At 61.4% G+C, this 14,652-nt stretch carries 11 protein-coding genes; 6 read left to right on the top strand and 5 right to left on the bottom strand.

Annotation, left to right across the window (positions count from 1 at the left end; translation table 11 throughout):
• The first annotated feature begins 113 nt into the window (after positions 1–113).
• Complete coding sequence (locus tag BM382_RS09225; protein WP_072442674.1) at positions 114–1,601, top strand: helicase HerA-like domain-containing protein; 1,488 nt, start codon at positions 114–116, stop codon at positions 1,599–1,601.
• A gap of 14 nt (positions 1,602–1,615) precedes the next feature.
• Here BM382_RS09225 and BM382_RS09230 read toward each other — a convergent pair whose 3' ends face one another.
• The gene (locus tag BM382_RS09230) at positions 1,616–2,071 is read right to left on the bottom strand and encodes a DUF721 domain-containing protein (RefSeq protein WP_011063036.1); all 456 of its coding nucleotides are present in this window, start codon (positions 2,069–2,071) and stop codon (positions 1,616–1,618) included.
• A gap of 322 nt (positions 2,072–2,393) precedes the next feature.
• Between BM382_RS09230 and secA the strand changes: the two genes are divergently transcribed.
• The 3 genes from secA (at position 2,394) to BM382_RS09245 (ending at position 7,533) form a co-directional block, all read left to right on the top strand.
• Positions 2,394–5,135 carry a preprotein translocase subunit SecA gene (gene secA / locus BM382_RS09235; protein ID WP_011063035.1) on the top strand — a complete coding sequence of 914 codons (2,742 nt, stop codon included), beginning with the start codon at positions 2,394–2,396 and terminating at the stop codon, positions 5,133–5,135.
• A 120-nt stretch (positions 5,136–5,255) separates the two neighbouring features.
• Complete coding sequence (gene argJ, locus BM382_RS09240) at positions 5,256–6,473, top strand: bifunctional glutamate N-acetyltransferase/amino-acid acetyltransferase ArgJ (protein WP_011063034.1); 1,218 nt, start codon at positions 5,256–5,258, stop codon at positions 6,471–6,473.
• A gap of 115 nt (positions 6,474–6,588) precedes the next feature.
• Positions 6,589–7,533 carry a Nudix family hydrolase gene (locus BM382_RS09245; protein ID WP_011063033.1) on the top strand — a complete coding sequence of 315 codons (945 nt, stop codon included), beginning with the start codon at positions 6,589–6,591 and terminating at the stop codon, positions 7,531–7,533.
• Between the two features lie 101 nt (positions 7,534–7,634).
• Here BM382_RS09245 and BM382_RS09250 read toward each other — a convergent pair whose 3' ends face one another.
• Genes BM382_RS09250 through BM382_RS09260 form a run of 3 tightly spaced genes read right to left on the bottom strand, consistent with a single transcriptional unit; the run spans position 7,635 to position 11,212 of the window.
• A complete protein-coding gene (locus tag BM382_RS09250) occupies positions 7,635–8,210 on the bottom strand; it encodes a cob(I)yrinic acid a,c-diamide adenosyltransferase (RefSeq protein WP_011063032.1) in 576 nt (191 codons plus the stop codon).
• 2 nt (positions 8,211–8,212) lie between these two features.
• Positions 8,213–10,249, bottom strand: coding sequence for a sensor histidine kinase (locus BM382_RS09255; protein ID WP_011063031.1), 2,037 nt, complete (start codon positions 10,247–10,249; stop codon positions 8,213–8,215).
• 45 nt (positions 10,250–10,294) lie between these two features.
• Complete coding sequence (locus tag BM382_RS09260) at positions 10,295–11,212, bottom strand: putative 2-dehydropantoate 2-reductase (protein WP_011063030.1); 918 nt, start codon at positions 11,210–11,212, stop codon at positions 10,295–10,297.
• A 143-nt stretch (positions 11,213–11,355) separates the two neighbouring features.
• Between BM382_RS09260 and BM382_RS09265 the strand changes: the two genes are divergently transcribed.
• Together BM382_RS09265 and BM382_RS09270 are read left to right on the top strand one after the other, a co-directional pair.
• Positions 11,356–11,841, top strand: a complete 486-nt coding sequence (locus BM382_RS09265; RefSeq protein WP_011063029.1) for a YajQ family cyclic di-GMP-binding protein — start codon at positions 11,356–11,358, stop codon at positions 11,839–11,841.
• Between the two features lie 136 nt (positions 11,842–11,977).
• Positions 11,978–12,820 (top strand): mechanosensitive ion channel family protein, encoded by an 843-nt coding sequence (locus BM382_RS09270; protein WP_011063028.1) that lies wholly within the window; start codon positions 11,978–11,980, stop codon positions 12,818–12,820.
• A gap of 275 nt (positions 12,821–13,095) precedes the next feature.
• Here BM382_RS09270 and BM382_RS09275 read toward each other — a convergent pair whose 3' ends face one another.
• Positions 13,096–14,436: an OprD family porin gene (locus BM382_RS09275; protein WP_015636771.1), complete on the bottom strand. Its 1,341-nt coding sequence runs from the start codon at positions 14,434–14,436 to the stop codon at positions 13,096–13,098.
• Between the last annotated feature and the right edge of the window lie 216 nt (positions 14,437–14,652).

Consider the following 14,652-nt stretch of genomic DNA (forward strand, 5'->3'; position numbering starts at 1 on the left):
CTGATATCTCCATCTATCCCACGGGAATTACCTGACCTTTATTTCAGATACTTCTGATCCATCATTTATTCATATCGACCGTGTAAGGCCAAAGATTAACCAGGGGTGACAAAATGCCTGACTCATCGCAACTCGTAATCGGTGCCGGCCTCGATGGCCTGCCGATCGCCCAGGCCATGCGCCTGGCCAACCGCCACGGTCTGGTGGCGGGCGCCACGGGCACCGGCAAGACCGTCACCCTGCAGCGCCTGGCAGAAGCCTTCAGTGATGCCGGGGTGGCGGTATTTGCCGCAGACATCAAAGGCGACCTCTGTGGGCTGGGTGCTGCGGGCAACCCCCAGGGCAAGGTTGCCGAGCGGATCGCCGGCATGCCCTGGCTCAAGCATCAACCACAGGCCTATCCGGTGACCCTGTGGGATATCCATGGGCAAAGCGGTCATCCTCTGCGCACCACCCTGAGCGAAATGGGCCCGCTGCTGCTGGGCAGTTTGCTGGAACTCACCGACAGCCAGCAGTCGGCGCTCTATGCGGCGTTCAAGGTGGCTGATCGCGAAGGCCTGTTGCTGCTCGACCTGAAGGACCTCAAGGCGTTGCTCAACCACCTCAAGGACAACCCGCAGCTGCTCGGGGACGATGCTGCGTTGATGACTACCGGCTCCAGCCAGGCGCTGTTGCGGCGCCTGGCGACCCTGGAGCAGCAGGGCGCCGAAGCACTGTTCGGTGAGCCGGCGTTGCAGCTGGAGGACATTCTGCAGCCGGCCGCCGATGGTCGCGGGCGGATTCATCTGCTCGATGCCAGCCGCCTGGTGCATGAGGCGCCGAAAGTCTATGCGACCTTCCTTTTATGGCTGCTGGCCGAGCTGTTCGAGCAACTGCCGGAGCGGGGCGATGCGGACAAGCCGCTGCTGGCGCTGTTCTTCGACGAAGCGCACCTGCTGTTCGCCGGTACTCCCAAGGCCTTGCAGGACCGGCTGGAGCAGGTGGTGCGGCTGATTCGCTCCAAAGGTGTGGGGGTGTATTTCGTTACCCAGTCGCCCGGGGACCTGCCGGACAATGTCCTGGCTCAATTGGGATTGCGTATCCAGCATGGCTTGCGGGCCTTTACTGCCAAGGAACAGAAGTCCCTGCGCGCCGTGGCGGATGGTTTCCGTCCCAACCCCGCCTTCGATGCGCTGGCGGTACTGACCGAGCTGGGCATCGGCGAAGCGCTGGTGGGCACCTTGCAGGACAAGGGCACGCCAGAAATGGTCCAGCGGGTACTGGTGGCGCCGCCGCAGTCGCGGATCGGGCCGCTGACCGAGGCCGAGCGCCAGGCCCTGATCGCCAGTTCGCCGCTGCTGGGGCGCTATGACAAACCGATCGACCGCGAATCAGCCTATGAAGTGTTGCTGGGGCGCAAGGAGTTGGCACCGCAGGATCAGCAGCCTTCTGGCAAAGCAGCGGCTGAGGAGCCCAGCCTGGCCGACCGGGCGGGTGAGTTACTTGGCACGGCTGCCGGGCAGGCATTGAAGTCGGCCATGCGCCAGGCGGCTAATCAATTGGGACGGCAACTGGTGCGGGGCTTGATGGGTTCCCTGCTCGGCGGCAGCAAGCGACGCTGAAGTACAGGCTTGAGTCAGCCCCGCGGTTTGGCGTGGCTGGCCAGGCGCTCCAGGGCTGCGCGCAGGTTGGGATCGGTGATGCCCTCTGCGGTGGCCTGGATGGTTTCAGCGGCGTTGTTCGACAGGTCCATGGTGTGTCCCGCGGCCCCTTGCTGGACCGTCGGCGGCTGGACCTTGAACAGGATGCGCGTCAGGTTGCTGAACTCGTTGAACTCCAGCAATTGACGTTGCAGGCGCTTTTGCTGATAGCGCAGGCGCGTTGCCCAGTGCCCGTCGGTGACGATCAGCAGCAGGCTGCCTTCACGCCAGGAAGCAACGTGGCAATGTTCGCGAGCGGCCGGCTGCAGCTGGCTTTCCAGCAGGCGCTGCAGATGCGCCAGGCGCTGGGCGTGGCCGAGTATGGCTTTCAGAGGCTTGGCTTCGCGAAGAAGAACGGCGGGAGCGCGTGCCGTAAGGGGGCGAAATGCCATGATCAGAAACCTGAAGTTACAGAGGCGCCATGGTAGCAGAAAGCGCCCGCCACGCCGGCGCCATCGCTTGTTCGTACTTTGATCAATTTCTGGTTCTTTGCTGATCGTAATCATTAACTTCTGTGGTCAATGGGCTTGAAGTTCAGCGAAAAGCCCTTATTTTAGGTGAGCCCCGTCACAGCGCTGTGCCAGCATCGTGGAATAACGCCACTTTCCTCACCATCGTTTCCGGGTAGAATGCTCGTTCGCATGCGGCCATGAGGGCTGCTCGGGCGACTCACGGGGCCGCCCTCCAACCCTATGTGTGGAAGATCCTGCCGATATGTTTGCGCCTTTGTTAAAGAAACTTTTTGGAAGCAAGAACGAGCGTGAAGTCAAACGCATGCTCAAGACGGTACAGATCGTCAATGCCTTCGAAGAGCAAATGGTGGCCCTTTCGGACGATCAATTGCGTGCCAAGACTGCCGAGTTCAAGGCCCGTATCGCCAAGGGTGAAACCCTCGACAAACTGCTTCCCGAAGCCTTCGCGGTCGCCCGTGAAGCCGGTAAGCGGATCATGGGAATGCGCCACTTCGATGTGCAGCTGATCGGCGGCATGACCTTGCATGAAGGCAAGATCGCCGAGATGCGCACCGGTGAGGGCAAGACCCTGGTAGCGACCCTGGGTGTGTACCTCAACGCGCTGTCCGGCAAGGGCGTGCACGTGGTGACCGTGAACGACTACCTGGCTCGCCGCGACGCCAACTGGATGCGCCCGCTGTACGAATTCCTCGGCCTGAGCGTCGGCGTGGTCACGCCGTTCCAGCCGCCTGAAGAGAAACGTGCAGCCTACGCCGCCGACATCACCTACGGCACCAACAACGAATTCGGTTTCGACTACCTGCGCGACAACATGGCTTTCAGCATGGAAGACAAGTTCCAGCGCGAGCTCAATTTTGCCGTGATCGACGAAGTCGACTCGATCCTCATCGACGAAGCCCGTACTCCGTTGATCATTTCCGGCCAGGCTGAGGACAGCTCCCGCCTGTACACCGAGATCAACAAGCTGATCCCGCGCCTGGAACAGCACATCGAGGAAGTGGAAGGCCAGGTCACCAAGGCCGGTCACTTCACTGTCGACGAGAAGACCCGCCAGGTCGAGCTCAACGAAGCCGGTCACCAGTTCATCGAAGAAATGCTGACCCAGGTCGGCCTGCTGGCTGAAGGCGAAAGCCTGTACTCGGCGCACAACCTGGGCCTGTTGACCCACGTTTACGCCGGCCTGCGTGCGCACAAGCTGTTCAACCGCAACGTTGAATACATCGTCCAGGATGGGCAGGTGGTCCTGGTGGACGAACACACCGGTCGTACCATGCCCGGTCGCCGCTTGTCCGAAGGCCTGCACCAGGCCATCGAAGCCAAGGAAAACCTCAATATCCAGGCCGAGAGCCAGACCCTGGCCTCGACCACCTTCCAGAACTACTTCCGTCTGTACACCAAGCTGTCCGGCATGACCGGCACCGCCGACACCGAAGCCTTCGAGTTCCATCAGATCTACGGTCTGCAGGTGATGGTGATTCCGCCGAACAAGCCGCTGGCCCGTAAGGACTACAACGACCTGGTGTTCCTGACCGCGGACGAGAAATACGCCGCGATCATCAACGACATCAAGGAATGCATGACCCAGGGCCGTCCGGTGCTGGTAGGCACCGCGACCATCGAAACGTCCGAGCACATGTCCAACCTGCTCAACAAGGAAGGCATCGAGCACAAGGTCCTGAATGCCAAGTTCCACGAAAAGGAAGCGGAAATCATTGCCCAGGCCGGTCGCCCGGGCGCCCTGACCATCGCCACCAACATGGCCGGTCGTGGTACCGACATCCTGTTGGGCGGCAACTGGGAAGTGGAAGTGGCTTCCCTGGAGAACCCGACTCCGGAGCAGATCGCCCAGATCAAGGCCGACTGGCAGAAGCGTCACCAGCAAGTGCTGGAGTCCGGTGGCCTGCAGGTGATCGCTTCCGAGCGCCATGAGTCCCGTCGTATCGACAACCAGCTGCGTGGCCGTGCCGGCCGCCAGGGCGACGCCGGTTCCAGCCGCTTCTACCTGTCCCTGGAAGACAGCCTGATGCGTATCTTCGCCTCTGACCGGGTGAAGAACTTCATGAAGGCCCTGGGCATGCAGTCCGGCGAGGCGATCGAGCACCGCATGGTGACCAACGCCATCGAGAAGGCCCAGCGCAAGGTCGAAGGCCGCAACTTCGACATCCGCAAGCAGTTGCTGGAGTTCGACGACGTCAACAACGAGCAGCGTAAAGTGATCTATCACATGCGCAACACCTTGTTGGCCGCGGACAACATTGGCGAAACCATCGCCGACTTCCGCCAGGACGTGCTCAACGCTACCGTCAGCGCCCACATCCCGCCGCAATCACTGCCTGAGCAGTGGGACGTGGCAGGCCTGGAAGAAGCCATCCAGAGCGGCTTCGGTGTCAGCCTGCCGATCCAGCAATGGCTCGACGAAGACGATCACCTGTACGAGGAAACCCTGCGCGAGAAGCTGCTCAACGAGCTGATCGCCGCGTACAACGAGAAAGAAGACCAGGCCGGTGCCGAAGCCCTGCGCACTTTCGAGAAGCAGATTGTTCTGCGGGTACTGGACGACCTGTGGAAAGACCACCTGTCGACCATGGACCACCTGCGTCACGGTATTCACCTGCGTGGTTACGCGCAGAAGAACCCGAAGCAGGAGTACAAGCGCGAATCCTTCACCCTGTTCTCCGAGTTGCTCGACTCCATCAAGCGCGACTCGATCCGCGTGCTGTCCCACGTCCAGGTGCGTCGCGAAGACCCGGCCGAGGAAGAGGCTCGCCTGCGTCAGGAAGCCGAGGCTCTGGCCCAGCGCATGCAGTTCGAACACGCCGAGGCACCGGGGCTGGATCAGCCAGAAGCCCTGGAAGAGGGCGTCGAGGTCGATGTGGCCCTGGCCACCGCGCCAGTGCGCAACGAGCAGAAGCTTGGCCGCAATGAACTGTGCTACTGCGGTTCGGGCAAGAAGTACAAACACTGTCACGGCCAGATCAACTAAGATCCCCGCCAGACACTGAAACACCCGCGCCGTGACGGCATCAGCCGTCGCGGCGTTTTTCCATTTGCGGCACCGTCTTTTGAGACGACGGTGCAGACACCTGATAAGAGGAGCGCATTCATGGCTGTTGGTCTTGGTCCTTTGCCTACGTTGCACCCGGTTGCCGGCTTCGAGCTCGGTATCGCTTCGGCCGGCATCAAGCGCCCGGGGCGCAAGGATGTGGTGGTCATGCGTTGTGCCGAAGGCTCCACGGTGGCGGGGGTGTTCACCCTCAACGCGTTCTGCGCCGCACCGGTGATTCTGGCCAAGCAGCGGGTACAAGGCCCGGTGCGGTATCTGCTGACCAACACCGGTAACGCCAACGCCGGCACTGGTGAGCCGGGCCTGGCCGCGGCGTCCCGCACCTGCGCCAAGCTGGCGGAGCTGACCGGCGTCGATGCCAGCGCCGTGCTGCCTTACTCCACCGGGGTGATCGGCGAGCCATTGCCGGTAGAGAAAATCGAAGGCGCTCTGCAAGCTGCGCTGGACGACCTGTCCGTGGACAACTGGGCTGCCGCCGCCACTGGCATCATGACCACCGATACCCTGCCCAAGGGCGCCAGCCGCCAGTTCCAGCATGATGGCGTGACCATCACCGTGACCGGCATCAGCAAGGGCGCGGGGATGATCCGCCCGAACATGGCAACCATGCTCGGCTACATCGCCACTGACGCCAAAGTCTCCCGCGAAGTGCTGCAGAACCTGTTGCTGGACGGTGCCAACAAGTCCTTCAACCGCATCACCATCGACGGCGACACGTCGACCAACGACTGCTGCATGCTGATCGCCACGGGGCAGGCCAAGCTGCCGGAAATCACCAAGGCCGAGGGCCCGCTGTTCGCTGCCCTGAAGCAGGCGGTGTTCGAGGTGTGCATGGAAGTGGCCCAGGCCATCGTCCGCGACGGTGAGGGCGCGACCAAGTTCGTCACTGTGGAAGTCAACGGCGGGGCTACTTACCAGGAGTGCCTGGACGTGGGCTACACCGTGGCTCACTCGCCACTGATCAAGACCGCGCTGTTCGCTTCGGACCCGAACTGGGGCCGCATCCTGGCGGCAGTAGGTCGTGCCGGGGTGCCGGACCTGGATGTCAGCAAGATCGACGTGTTTCTCGGTGAAGTCTGCATTGCCAGCCGTGGCGCCCGTGCCGCCAGCTACACCGAAGCCCAGGGCGCGGCGGTGATGCAGCAGGAAGAAATCACCATCCGCATCGAACTGGGCCGTGGCGCGTGCAGCGAAACCATCTGGACCACCGACCTGTCTCACGAATACGTGAAGATCAACGCGGAATACCGCACCTAAGAACCTCGCCGGCGTTGCCGCTCCTGCTGTAGGAGCCGGCTTGCCGGCGAAGCGCAGATCCAACGCCCGGCCCGCAAGGGCCTGGCCAACATGCCTGAGCAGAGGAAGTAGTGCGGTGAAACGAGTACATGTGGCTGCGGCCGTTATCCGGGATGCCAGCGGCAAGATCCTGATTGCCCGGCGTGCCGATACTCAACATCAAGGTGGCCTGTGGGAGTTCCCCGGCGGCAAGGTCGAGCCCGGGGAGGCGGTCGAAGCCGCGCTGGCCCGCGAGCTACAGGAAGAACTGGGCATCGCCGTCACCGCAGCGCGCCCGCTGATCAAGGTGCAGCACGATTATCCGGACAAGCAGGTACTGCTGGATGTCTGGGAAGTCTCGGCGTTCAGCGGTGAGCCTCACGGCGCCGAAGGGCAACCTCTGGCCTGGGTCACTGCTCGTGAGCTGGCCGACTATGAGTTCCCCGCGGCCAATCAGCCGATTGTCGCTGCCGCGCGTCTGCCAGCCCAATACCTGATCACCCCGGAAGGCCTGGAAACCCCGACCCTGCTGCGAGGCATGCAAAAAGCCGTGGCCCAGGGCTGCAAGCTGATTCAACTGCGGGCGCCCGGCGGCTACGACCCGCAATACCGCGACCTGGCGGTGGATGCGGTGGGCCTGTGCGCCGGCAAGGCGCAACTGATGCTCAAGGGGCCCTTCGAATGGCTGGGGGATTTCCCCTCGGCGGGCTGGCACATCACTGCGGCGCAACTGCGCAAGTACGCCAGCGCCGGGCGGCCGTTCGGCAAGGATCGCTGGTTGGCGGCTTCCTGCCATAACGCCGAGGAGCTGTCCCTGGCCCAGCAGATGGACGTGGACTTCGTGACCTTGTCTCCGGTACAGCCCACCCAGACCCATCCGGATGCACAGCCATTGGGCTGGCAACAGGCCGAGCAACTGATCAGCGGTTTCAACAAGCCGGTGTATCTGCTGGGTGGCGTGGGGCCCGCCGAATGCCAGCAGGCCTGGGCAGCGGGTGCTCAAGGTGTAGCGGGTATCCGCGCCTTCTGGCCGCAGGATTGAAGACATCCTCAATGGCAGCCTGGGCCCAGGTCTGCGGGAGCAGGCTTGCCTGAGAGGCATCGTCGGGCGCTTGCAGGCCCTTTCGCCCGCAAGCCGCGTGGTCAGGGCTTGGCGGCGGCCTGCCAGAGGATTTCGGCAATGCCCTGGCGCTTGGCGATCAGTCGCGCGGCGACAAACAGCAGGTCCGACAGGCGATTGATGTAGGCCAGCCCAACCCCTTGCAAAGGCTCAACGGCATTCAGGTGCTGACAGCGACGTTCGGCGCTGCGGGCCAGGCTGCGGCAGACATGGGCCTGGGCGATCAGCGCCGAGCCGCCGGGCAGGATGAAGTTCTCCAGCGGGCCCAACTCCTCGTTCCACAGATCGATGGCCGCCTCCAGGCGCTGTACTTCGGCCTCGTTGAGGGCCTGATAGACCGGCATCGCCAGCTCGCCACCCAGGTCGAACAACCGATGCTGACAGGGAGCCAGCACTGTGATCACTTCCTCGAGCCGGGGGCAGGCACCGCTCTGCTCACCGAGGCCTGCCAGTAGCAGGCCCAATTGGCTGTTCAGGGTATCAACCTCGCCAATGGCTTCGACCCGAGGGTGATCCTTGGGCACCCGACGGCCATCCCCCAGTCCGGTTTCGCCTTTGTCGCCAGTGCGGGTGTAGATCTTCGACAAGCGAAAGCCCATGTTCAGTTCTCCAGTGGTAACGGTTCTTGGACCAGCGGCTGGCTGCTGGCCAGGGGCAGGCGCAAGGTGAAGCAAGTGCCCTGGCCGCGGGTGGACTGCACCTCCATCTGCCCCTTGTGGTTATTGGTGATGATGAAGTACGACACCGACAGGCCGAGCCCGGTGCCCTGGCCGATTTCCTTGGTGGTGAAGAAGGGCTCGAAGGTACGCTTGCGCACGTTTTCGCTCATGCCGATTCCGTTGTCCTCCACCTGGATCTCTGCCCAGGGCGGATTCAAACGGGTACGCAGGATGATACGTCCGGGTTCGCTGTCATCTTCGCGCTGATGGATGGCCTGGGCGGCGTTTTTCAGCAGGTTGAGCAGCACCTGTTCCAGTTCGTTGGCAGTGCCGGCAACCGGGCCCAGGTTCGGGTCGAACTGGCGAATGATCGCCTGGCCCTTGAAGTCGAAGCCAATGGCCAGGTCGAAGTCGTTGCTGGCGATCTCCACCGCCTGGTCGATCAGCGCCGGCAGGTCGCAGGGGGCCATCTGCCGGTTGCTGCGCCGGCTGAAGCTGAGCATGTGGGTGACGATCTTCGCCGCCCGGGCTCCGGCCTGCTGAATGCCATCGAGCAGTTGCGGCACTTCGCGGCTTTCCAGGTAGCGATTGACGGTCTGCAGTTCAACACCGATCTGCTGCGCGTGCTCAAGGTTCTTTGGCAGGTCGGCAGACAGTCGTCGGCGAATGTTCTGTACGTTGTGCAGGATCGCTCCCAGCGGGTTGTTGATCTCATGGGCCATGCCGGCCGCGAGGCCGCCCACCGAAAGCATTTTCTCCGATTGCACCATCATCTCTTCCAGGGACAGGCGCTGGGTGATGTCGTCGATACGGATCACCACCCCGCGTCCGGCGCCCCCCATCAGGGGGTAGAAGGTCAGGGCGTAGTGCTTGGGTTCTTCGTCCTTGAACCAGGTGACCCGCTCGACCTTGGTCACCGTGTGCTGCTCGACGGTTTCCTTGAGTTGCGGCAGGAACGGCTTGAGCGGTTCGAAGGCGAGGAAGATCGGCTGGTTCAGGGCTTCGTCGAGCCGGGTGCCGGACAGGGCGCTGGCTTCCTGGTTCCACTGGGTGACGTAGAGCTGTTCATCCAGAGCGATCAGCGCCGAGGGCATGGAGTCGATGATGCTGTTGAGGTAGTTCTGAAAGCCGGTGAGCTTCTTCTCGATCTTGCTGCGCACCTGGACTTCCAGTTCCAGCTTGCGGTTGGTATGGCGGGTTTCCTCCGCCAGCCCCTGGGCCTGGTCGTAGGCGGCCTGGGAGTCGTCCCGGGCGCGCTTGAGCTGCTGCTCGCGAGCTTCGATACGCGACAGCATGGTATTGAAGGCTTCTGCCAGGCTGCCGATTTCATCGTGGTTGCCCCGGGCTGCGCGCAGGGCGTAGTTCTCCTCGCGGGTGACCTGGCGCGACAGTTCCTCGAGCTGATGGATCGGCTGGGTGATCAGGCGCTTGATCTGCCGGGCGATGACCAGCCACAGCAGAACACTGAAGATCAGGATTCCCAGGCTGGCGGTCAGGGTGCCGGTGTAGAAGGCCATCGGCAGTTCGCTGGTGGCCACCAGCAGCAGGTGGCCGGGGGCCTGGCCCGGGCGGGGCAGGGTGATGACCTGGTTGCTGCGAAACTCGGTCATTTGCCAGGCTTCGATGTGCCGGTAGCGTTCGGGCAGCTTGAGGCGTTCGCCGTGCTGCAACTGGGCCAGGCGCTGGCCCTTGCCGTCATAGAGTGCGGCAGCCCGCAGCGGGGTATAGCTGTCGAGTTCGTTGAGCAGCTTCTCGGCATCTTCGGGGGAGTTCAGCGCCTGAATCGCCAGGGTCGGATTGGACACCAGGCGGCCAATGGTCTGCAGCGCCTGGGGCGCCATGCTTTCCTGGGAGATCCAGTAGGCCGCGCTGATAAAGGTCAGGTTGGCGACCAGCAGAACGGTGGTCAGCAGGACAAGCAGGGCGGCCAGGAGCTTTTGGCCCACTGGCAGGTTTTCGAGGCGCTGGCGCAATGGCATCGGCTATATCGCTGGAAATGAGCAAGTGGGGAGCGTAGCCGCTGCTCAGGCGCTGGGCAATCCGCGTTGCTGCAGCTGGTTCACCAGGCGCTGTTGCAACTGCTGCAGATGAGGCAGTTGCAGGCGATGCCGGGCAGCGGCTTCACAGGCGTAACCCAGCAGGTAGCTGATTTCGGTGCGTCGCCCGTTGCTGACATCCTGGTGCATGGAGGAATAGTTGGCGGCGGTGGCCAGGATCACCCGTTCCACTTCCTGTTGCAGGTTTTGCGCGGCGGCGGGTTGCCCGCAGCATTGCAGCAGCTCGCTCAGCTCGGCGCACAGGGTGGCCACTTCGCACTGATGCTGCTGCAAGCCACCGTTACGGCAGTCATGCAGTACCGTCAGTGGGTTGATCGCGCAGTTGAGTGCCAGCTTGCGCCAGAGCCGGGTGAGGATCTGGGTACTCCATTCATGGGGAATGCCGCTGGCCGCCAATTCGTCGAGCCAGATCGGCGGAGTGGGGTGCCCCGAGTCCCCCAGCCAGGTGTAGCCGTGGCCGGCAAAGACCACGCGCCAGTCGCCATCGCGGAAGGCGCCTTCGGTGCTGGAGGCGGCAATGCAGCGTGCCTGGGGTACTCGGGCGGCCACGGCATCCTGGCTGCCTAGGCCGTTCTGCAGCAGGATCAGTTCGGCTCCCGGCGCCAGGCGCGGGGCGATACTGGCCACTGCCGCCTCGGCGTCGTAGGCCTTGCAGGCCAGCAACAGGCGCTGGATGGGGGTGCTGCTGGTGCTGGTTTCTCCGGGAATTTCCAGCAGGCTGCTCTGGCCCTGTTCTACCAGGGTCAGGCCGCCGGCCGCCTGATAGGCCCGCAAGCGGGCGGGGTCACGCAGAATCAGGCGTACCGGCAAGCCGGCGCGGGCCAGGCGGGTGGCCCACAGGGTGCCGAGGCTGCCGGCGCCGAGAACATGCCAGGTGGTGGACATCAGGTTTTCGCTCTGTTTGGCCGCCCGGGGGAGGGCGCGGGGTGAAGGAGGGGAAAGACCCGTTATAATGAGCGCGGATTTTAACCGCAAGCCGGGCGTGTTCGATGTTTTGAACAGCGCCCCTTTTTATTTGGAGAGATTACATGCCGTCGTTTGACGTGGTATCCGAACTGGACAAGCACGAAGTCACCAACGCGGTGGAAAACGCCGTCAAGGAACTGGATCGCCGCTACGACCTCAAGGGCAAGGGCAGCTTCGAGTTCAAGGACAAGGAGCTGACCGTCAACCTGACCGCCGAGGCCGAGTTCCAGCTTGAAGCGATGATCGAGATTCTCAAGCTGGCCCTGGTCAAGCGCAAGATCGACGTGCAGTGCCTGGAGGTCAAGGACGCCTATGCCTCGGGCAAGGTGATGAAGCAGGAAGCGGTCCTCAAGGAAGGTATCGATAAAGAACTGGCGAAGAAAATCGTCGCCCATATCAAGGACGCCAAGTTGAAAGTGCAAGCCGCCATTCAGGGCGAGCAAGTACGGGTGACCGGCAAAAAGCGTGACGACCTGCAAGAGGCCATCGCCGCCCTGCGTGCCAAAGAGTTCGGCATGCCGCTGCAATTCAACAACTTCCGCGATTGATCGGCTTCTCCGGGAACCTCTAGAGCTTATTGGCGTCCGAGGCCGGAGGAATGGCAGAAACGATTGAGCTCCCGCGGGGCTGGTCGTTCTGCCTGTCAGTCATGTGCGCCGCAACCCCGGGAATCTGGAGAAATAGATGGATTTGAACGCTGAAGTAGACAATCTGGTCCGGGCCTCCCAGGCCTGGATTCCAATGATCATGGAATACGGCAGCCGGGTGCTGCTGGCTGTCATCACCCTGGCCATCGGCTGGTGGTTGATCAACAAACTGACTCACAAAGTGGGCAAGTTGCTGGCCCTGCGCAATGCCGACCTGGCGCTGCAAGGTTTTATCAGCAGCCTGGCCAACATCATTCTCAAGGTCCTGCTGATCGTCAGTGTGGCTTCGATGATCGGTGTCGAAACCACCTCCTTCGTGGCCGCGATCGGTGCTGCCGGCCTGGCCATCGGCCTGGCGCTGCAAGGCAGCCTGGCGAACTTCGCCGGTGGGGTATTGATCCTGCTGTTCCGCCCGTTTCGTATCGGTGACTGGATCGAAGCCCAGGGCATCAGCGGTACCGTCGACAGCATCCAGATCTTCCACACCGTGCTGCGTACCGGTGACAACAAGACAGTGATCGTGCCCAACGGCAACCTGTCCAACGGCATCATCACCAACTACAACCGTCAGCCGACCCGCAAGGTGGTGTTCGACGTGGGTGTGGACTATGACGCGGACCTGCAGAAGGCCCGCGAGGTGTTGCTGGAACTGGCCAAGGATGAGCGGGTACTGGCCGATCCGGCCCCGGTAGCTGTGGTTTCAACCTTGGGCGATAGCGCCATTACCCTGTCGCTGCGGGTATGGGTCAAGACTTCGGACTATTGGGACGTGCTGTTCCAGTTCAATGAGTTGTCCCGTGATCGCTTGAAGGCAGCGGGCATTGATATTCCTTTTCCACAACGGGTGATTCGAGTGGTTCAGGAAGCAGCAGCGCAATAAGTCAGTTTCATGACCTGGCCGTTCGGTCAGCTAATGTTGTTCAAGACAAGGGGCTATCAGCCCCTTGTTTGTTTTCAAGTCCGGACTTGGCAACTATGTAAGTTCGCATCGGCAAGGTCTGAAGTAGCTATTGAAGCCTACTTTATTAGTTAGCTTGCTATCTTGGTCAGCGGGTTCAATAGGGTACTTTTGCAAGGCAAAAAAAACCGCCAACCTGGCTCAGGTTGGCGGTTCTTATTAGTACTGCGTGTTAAAGCAATCCGCTGAGCCGTGAATTACAAGATGCTCAGTGGGTACTCTACGATCAGACGCAGGTCGTTCAGGTTGTCGTAGTTGGTCGCGCGGTAATCGCTATTGGTACCACGATAGATCGCGTTACGCAGACGGAAGGACAGGTCTTTGGCCGGGCCTTCCTGAAGCACGTACTTGGCTTCTACGTCCCATTCATGCTCTTTGCCGTCACTGGAGTCAGCAACGGTAACGTTGCTGCCGCGAATGTAGCGAGTCATGAAGCTCAGGCCTGGCACGCCGAAGGAGGCCATGTTCAGGTCGTAGCGAGCCTGCCAGGATCTTTCGTCTTCGCCCACGAAGTCGGAGATTTGCACAGAGTTGGCTACGTAAACGGTGCCACCACCATCAACGCCGTAGTTGTAGCCGGTCTTGCCGCTGGACTGCTGGTAAGCCACGGTGAATTTGTGGGCTTCGATGCTATAGGCAGCTGCCAGGCTCCAGACGCGGTTGTCCAGGTCGCCAGCCAGCTTCTTACCATCATCCTTGCTGCGATAGCCGTTGAAGTCGAAGTTCAGAGATTGTTTTTCGCTCAGCGGCAGGGTGTAGTTGACGTTGAAGTACTGCTTCTTCCAGTAGTCTTCAACATCGGAAGCGTGCACGGCGAAAATGAAGTTCTCAAGACCCGAGTAGGTAGCACCTACGATGTTTGCAGAGCTCAGGCCCGGGTTCTGTTTGCCAGTAACGCGGCTGCGACCGTTGATGCTGTCACGGCCCATGCCGGTCTGGGCGCTCAATGCGGTGAAGCGACCACCGATCAGTTCCAGGCCCTTGATTTCGTTGCTGGTGATCAGGGTACCGGTGGCAACTTCAGGCAACAGACGGCCGTCGTCTGTAGTAAATACTGGGCTGGATACGAACTGGTTGCCGTATTTCAGTACAGTATCGGAGATGCGGAACTTCGCAGCGCCGCCCAGTTTCGACTGGGTGTTTTCAGGCTCGCCGGAACCATTGGTGGCGAACAGGCCGTTACCCGCACGACCCGAACCGCCGTCGAGTTTCACGCTGCCCATGGCCATGGCATCGACGCCGAAGCCGACGGTGCCTTGAGTGAAGCCGGACTGATAGGTGAGCAGTTCGCTGATACCGGTGTCTTGACGGTAGCCGCTGGTTTTATCGTCAGTGCCTGTGGTGTAAGTACCGTTACCACGACGCACGTTACCAACGCCGTCCTTATAGTCACGGTTCATGTACATTGCGCGAGTTTTCGCGGTCAGGGTGCTGTCTTCGATAAAGCCTTTTGCATCGTCCTGGGAGGATGCAATTGCAAACTGCGAGGTGCCTGCTGATACAGCCAGGGCGATCATGCTCCACTTCATCACGCGCATCGTGATTTGCTCCTTTGGTTTTTAGAAGAGTACTGCCGTCCCACCTGTTTTTTTATCTGGGCGGCTCTTTCTTTTTGTGTCGGCGCAAACTTATATCACGCTGACAATGTTGGCGATACTTGCCTATCTATCCTTTCAGCTTCTTTACGGCCCTGTCGCAATTTGCTCGATAGGCGTCGTAATTCTGCAGTCAGTCTGTATCCAGGCCGACAACTT

This window comes from Pseudomonas sp. NFPP25, from assembly GCF_900116505.1.
Lineage (GTDB): Bacteria > Pseudomonadota > Gammaproteobacteria > Pseudomonadales > Pseudomonadaceae > Aquipseudomonas > Aquipseudomonas protegens.

Excerpts from the sequence above, each read along its gene's own strand:
- BM382_RS09225 (WP_072442674.1), top strand. The coding sequence starts at position 114 with ATGCCTGACTCATCGCAACTCGTAATCGGTGCCGGCCTCGATGGCCTG.
- BM382_RS09230 (WP_011063036.1), bottom strand. The coding sequence starts at position 2,071 with ATGGCATTTCGCCCCCTTACGGCACGCGCTCCCGCCGTTCTTCTTCGC.
- secA (WP_011063035.1), top strand. The coding sequence starts at position 2,394 with ATGTTTGCGCCTTTGTTAAAGAAACTTTTTGGAAGCAAGAACGAGCGT.
- argJ (WP_011063034.1), top strand. The coding sequence starts at position 5,256 with ATGGCTGTTGGTCTTGGTCCTTTGCCTACGTTGCACCCGGTTGCCGGC.
- BM382_RS09250 (WP_011063032.1), bottom strand. The coding sequence starts at position 8,210 with ATGGGCTTTCGCTTGTCGAAGATCTACACCCGCACTGGCGACAAAGGC.
- BM382_RS09255 (WP_011063031.1), bottom strand. The coding sequence starts at position 10,249 with ATGCCATTGCGCCAGCGCCTCGAAAACCTGCCAGTGGGCCAAAAGCTC.
- BM382_RS09260 (WP_011063030.1), bottom strand. The coding sequence starts at position 11,212 with ATGTCCACCACCTGGCATGTTCTCGGCGCCGGCAGCCTCGGCACCCTG.
- BM382_RS09265 (WP_011063029.1), top strand. The coding sequence starts at position 11,356 with ATGCCGTCGTTTGACGTGGTATCCGAACTGGACAAGCACGAAGTCACC.
- BM382_RS09270 (WP_011063028.1), top strand. The coding sequence starts at position 11,978 with ATGGATTTGAACGCTGAAGTAGACAATCTGGTCCGGGCCTCCCAGGCC.
- BM382_RS09275 (WP_015636771.1), bottom strand. The coding sequence starts at position 14,436 with ATGCGCGTGATGAAGTGGAGCATGATCGCCCTGGCTGTATCAGCAGGC.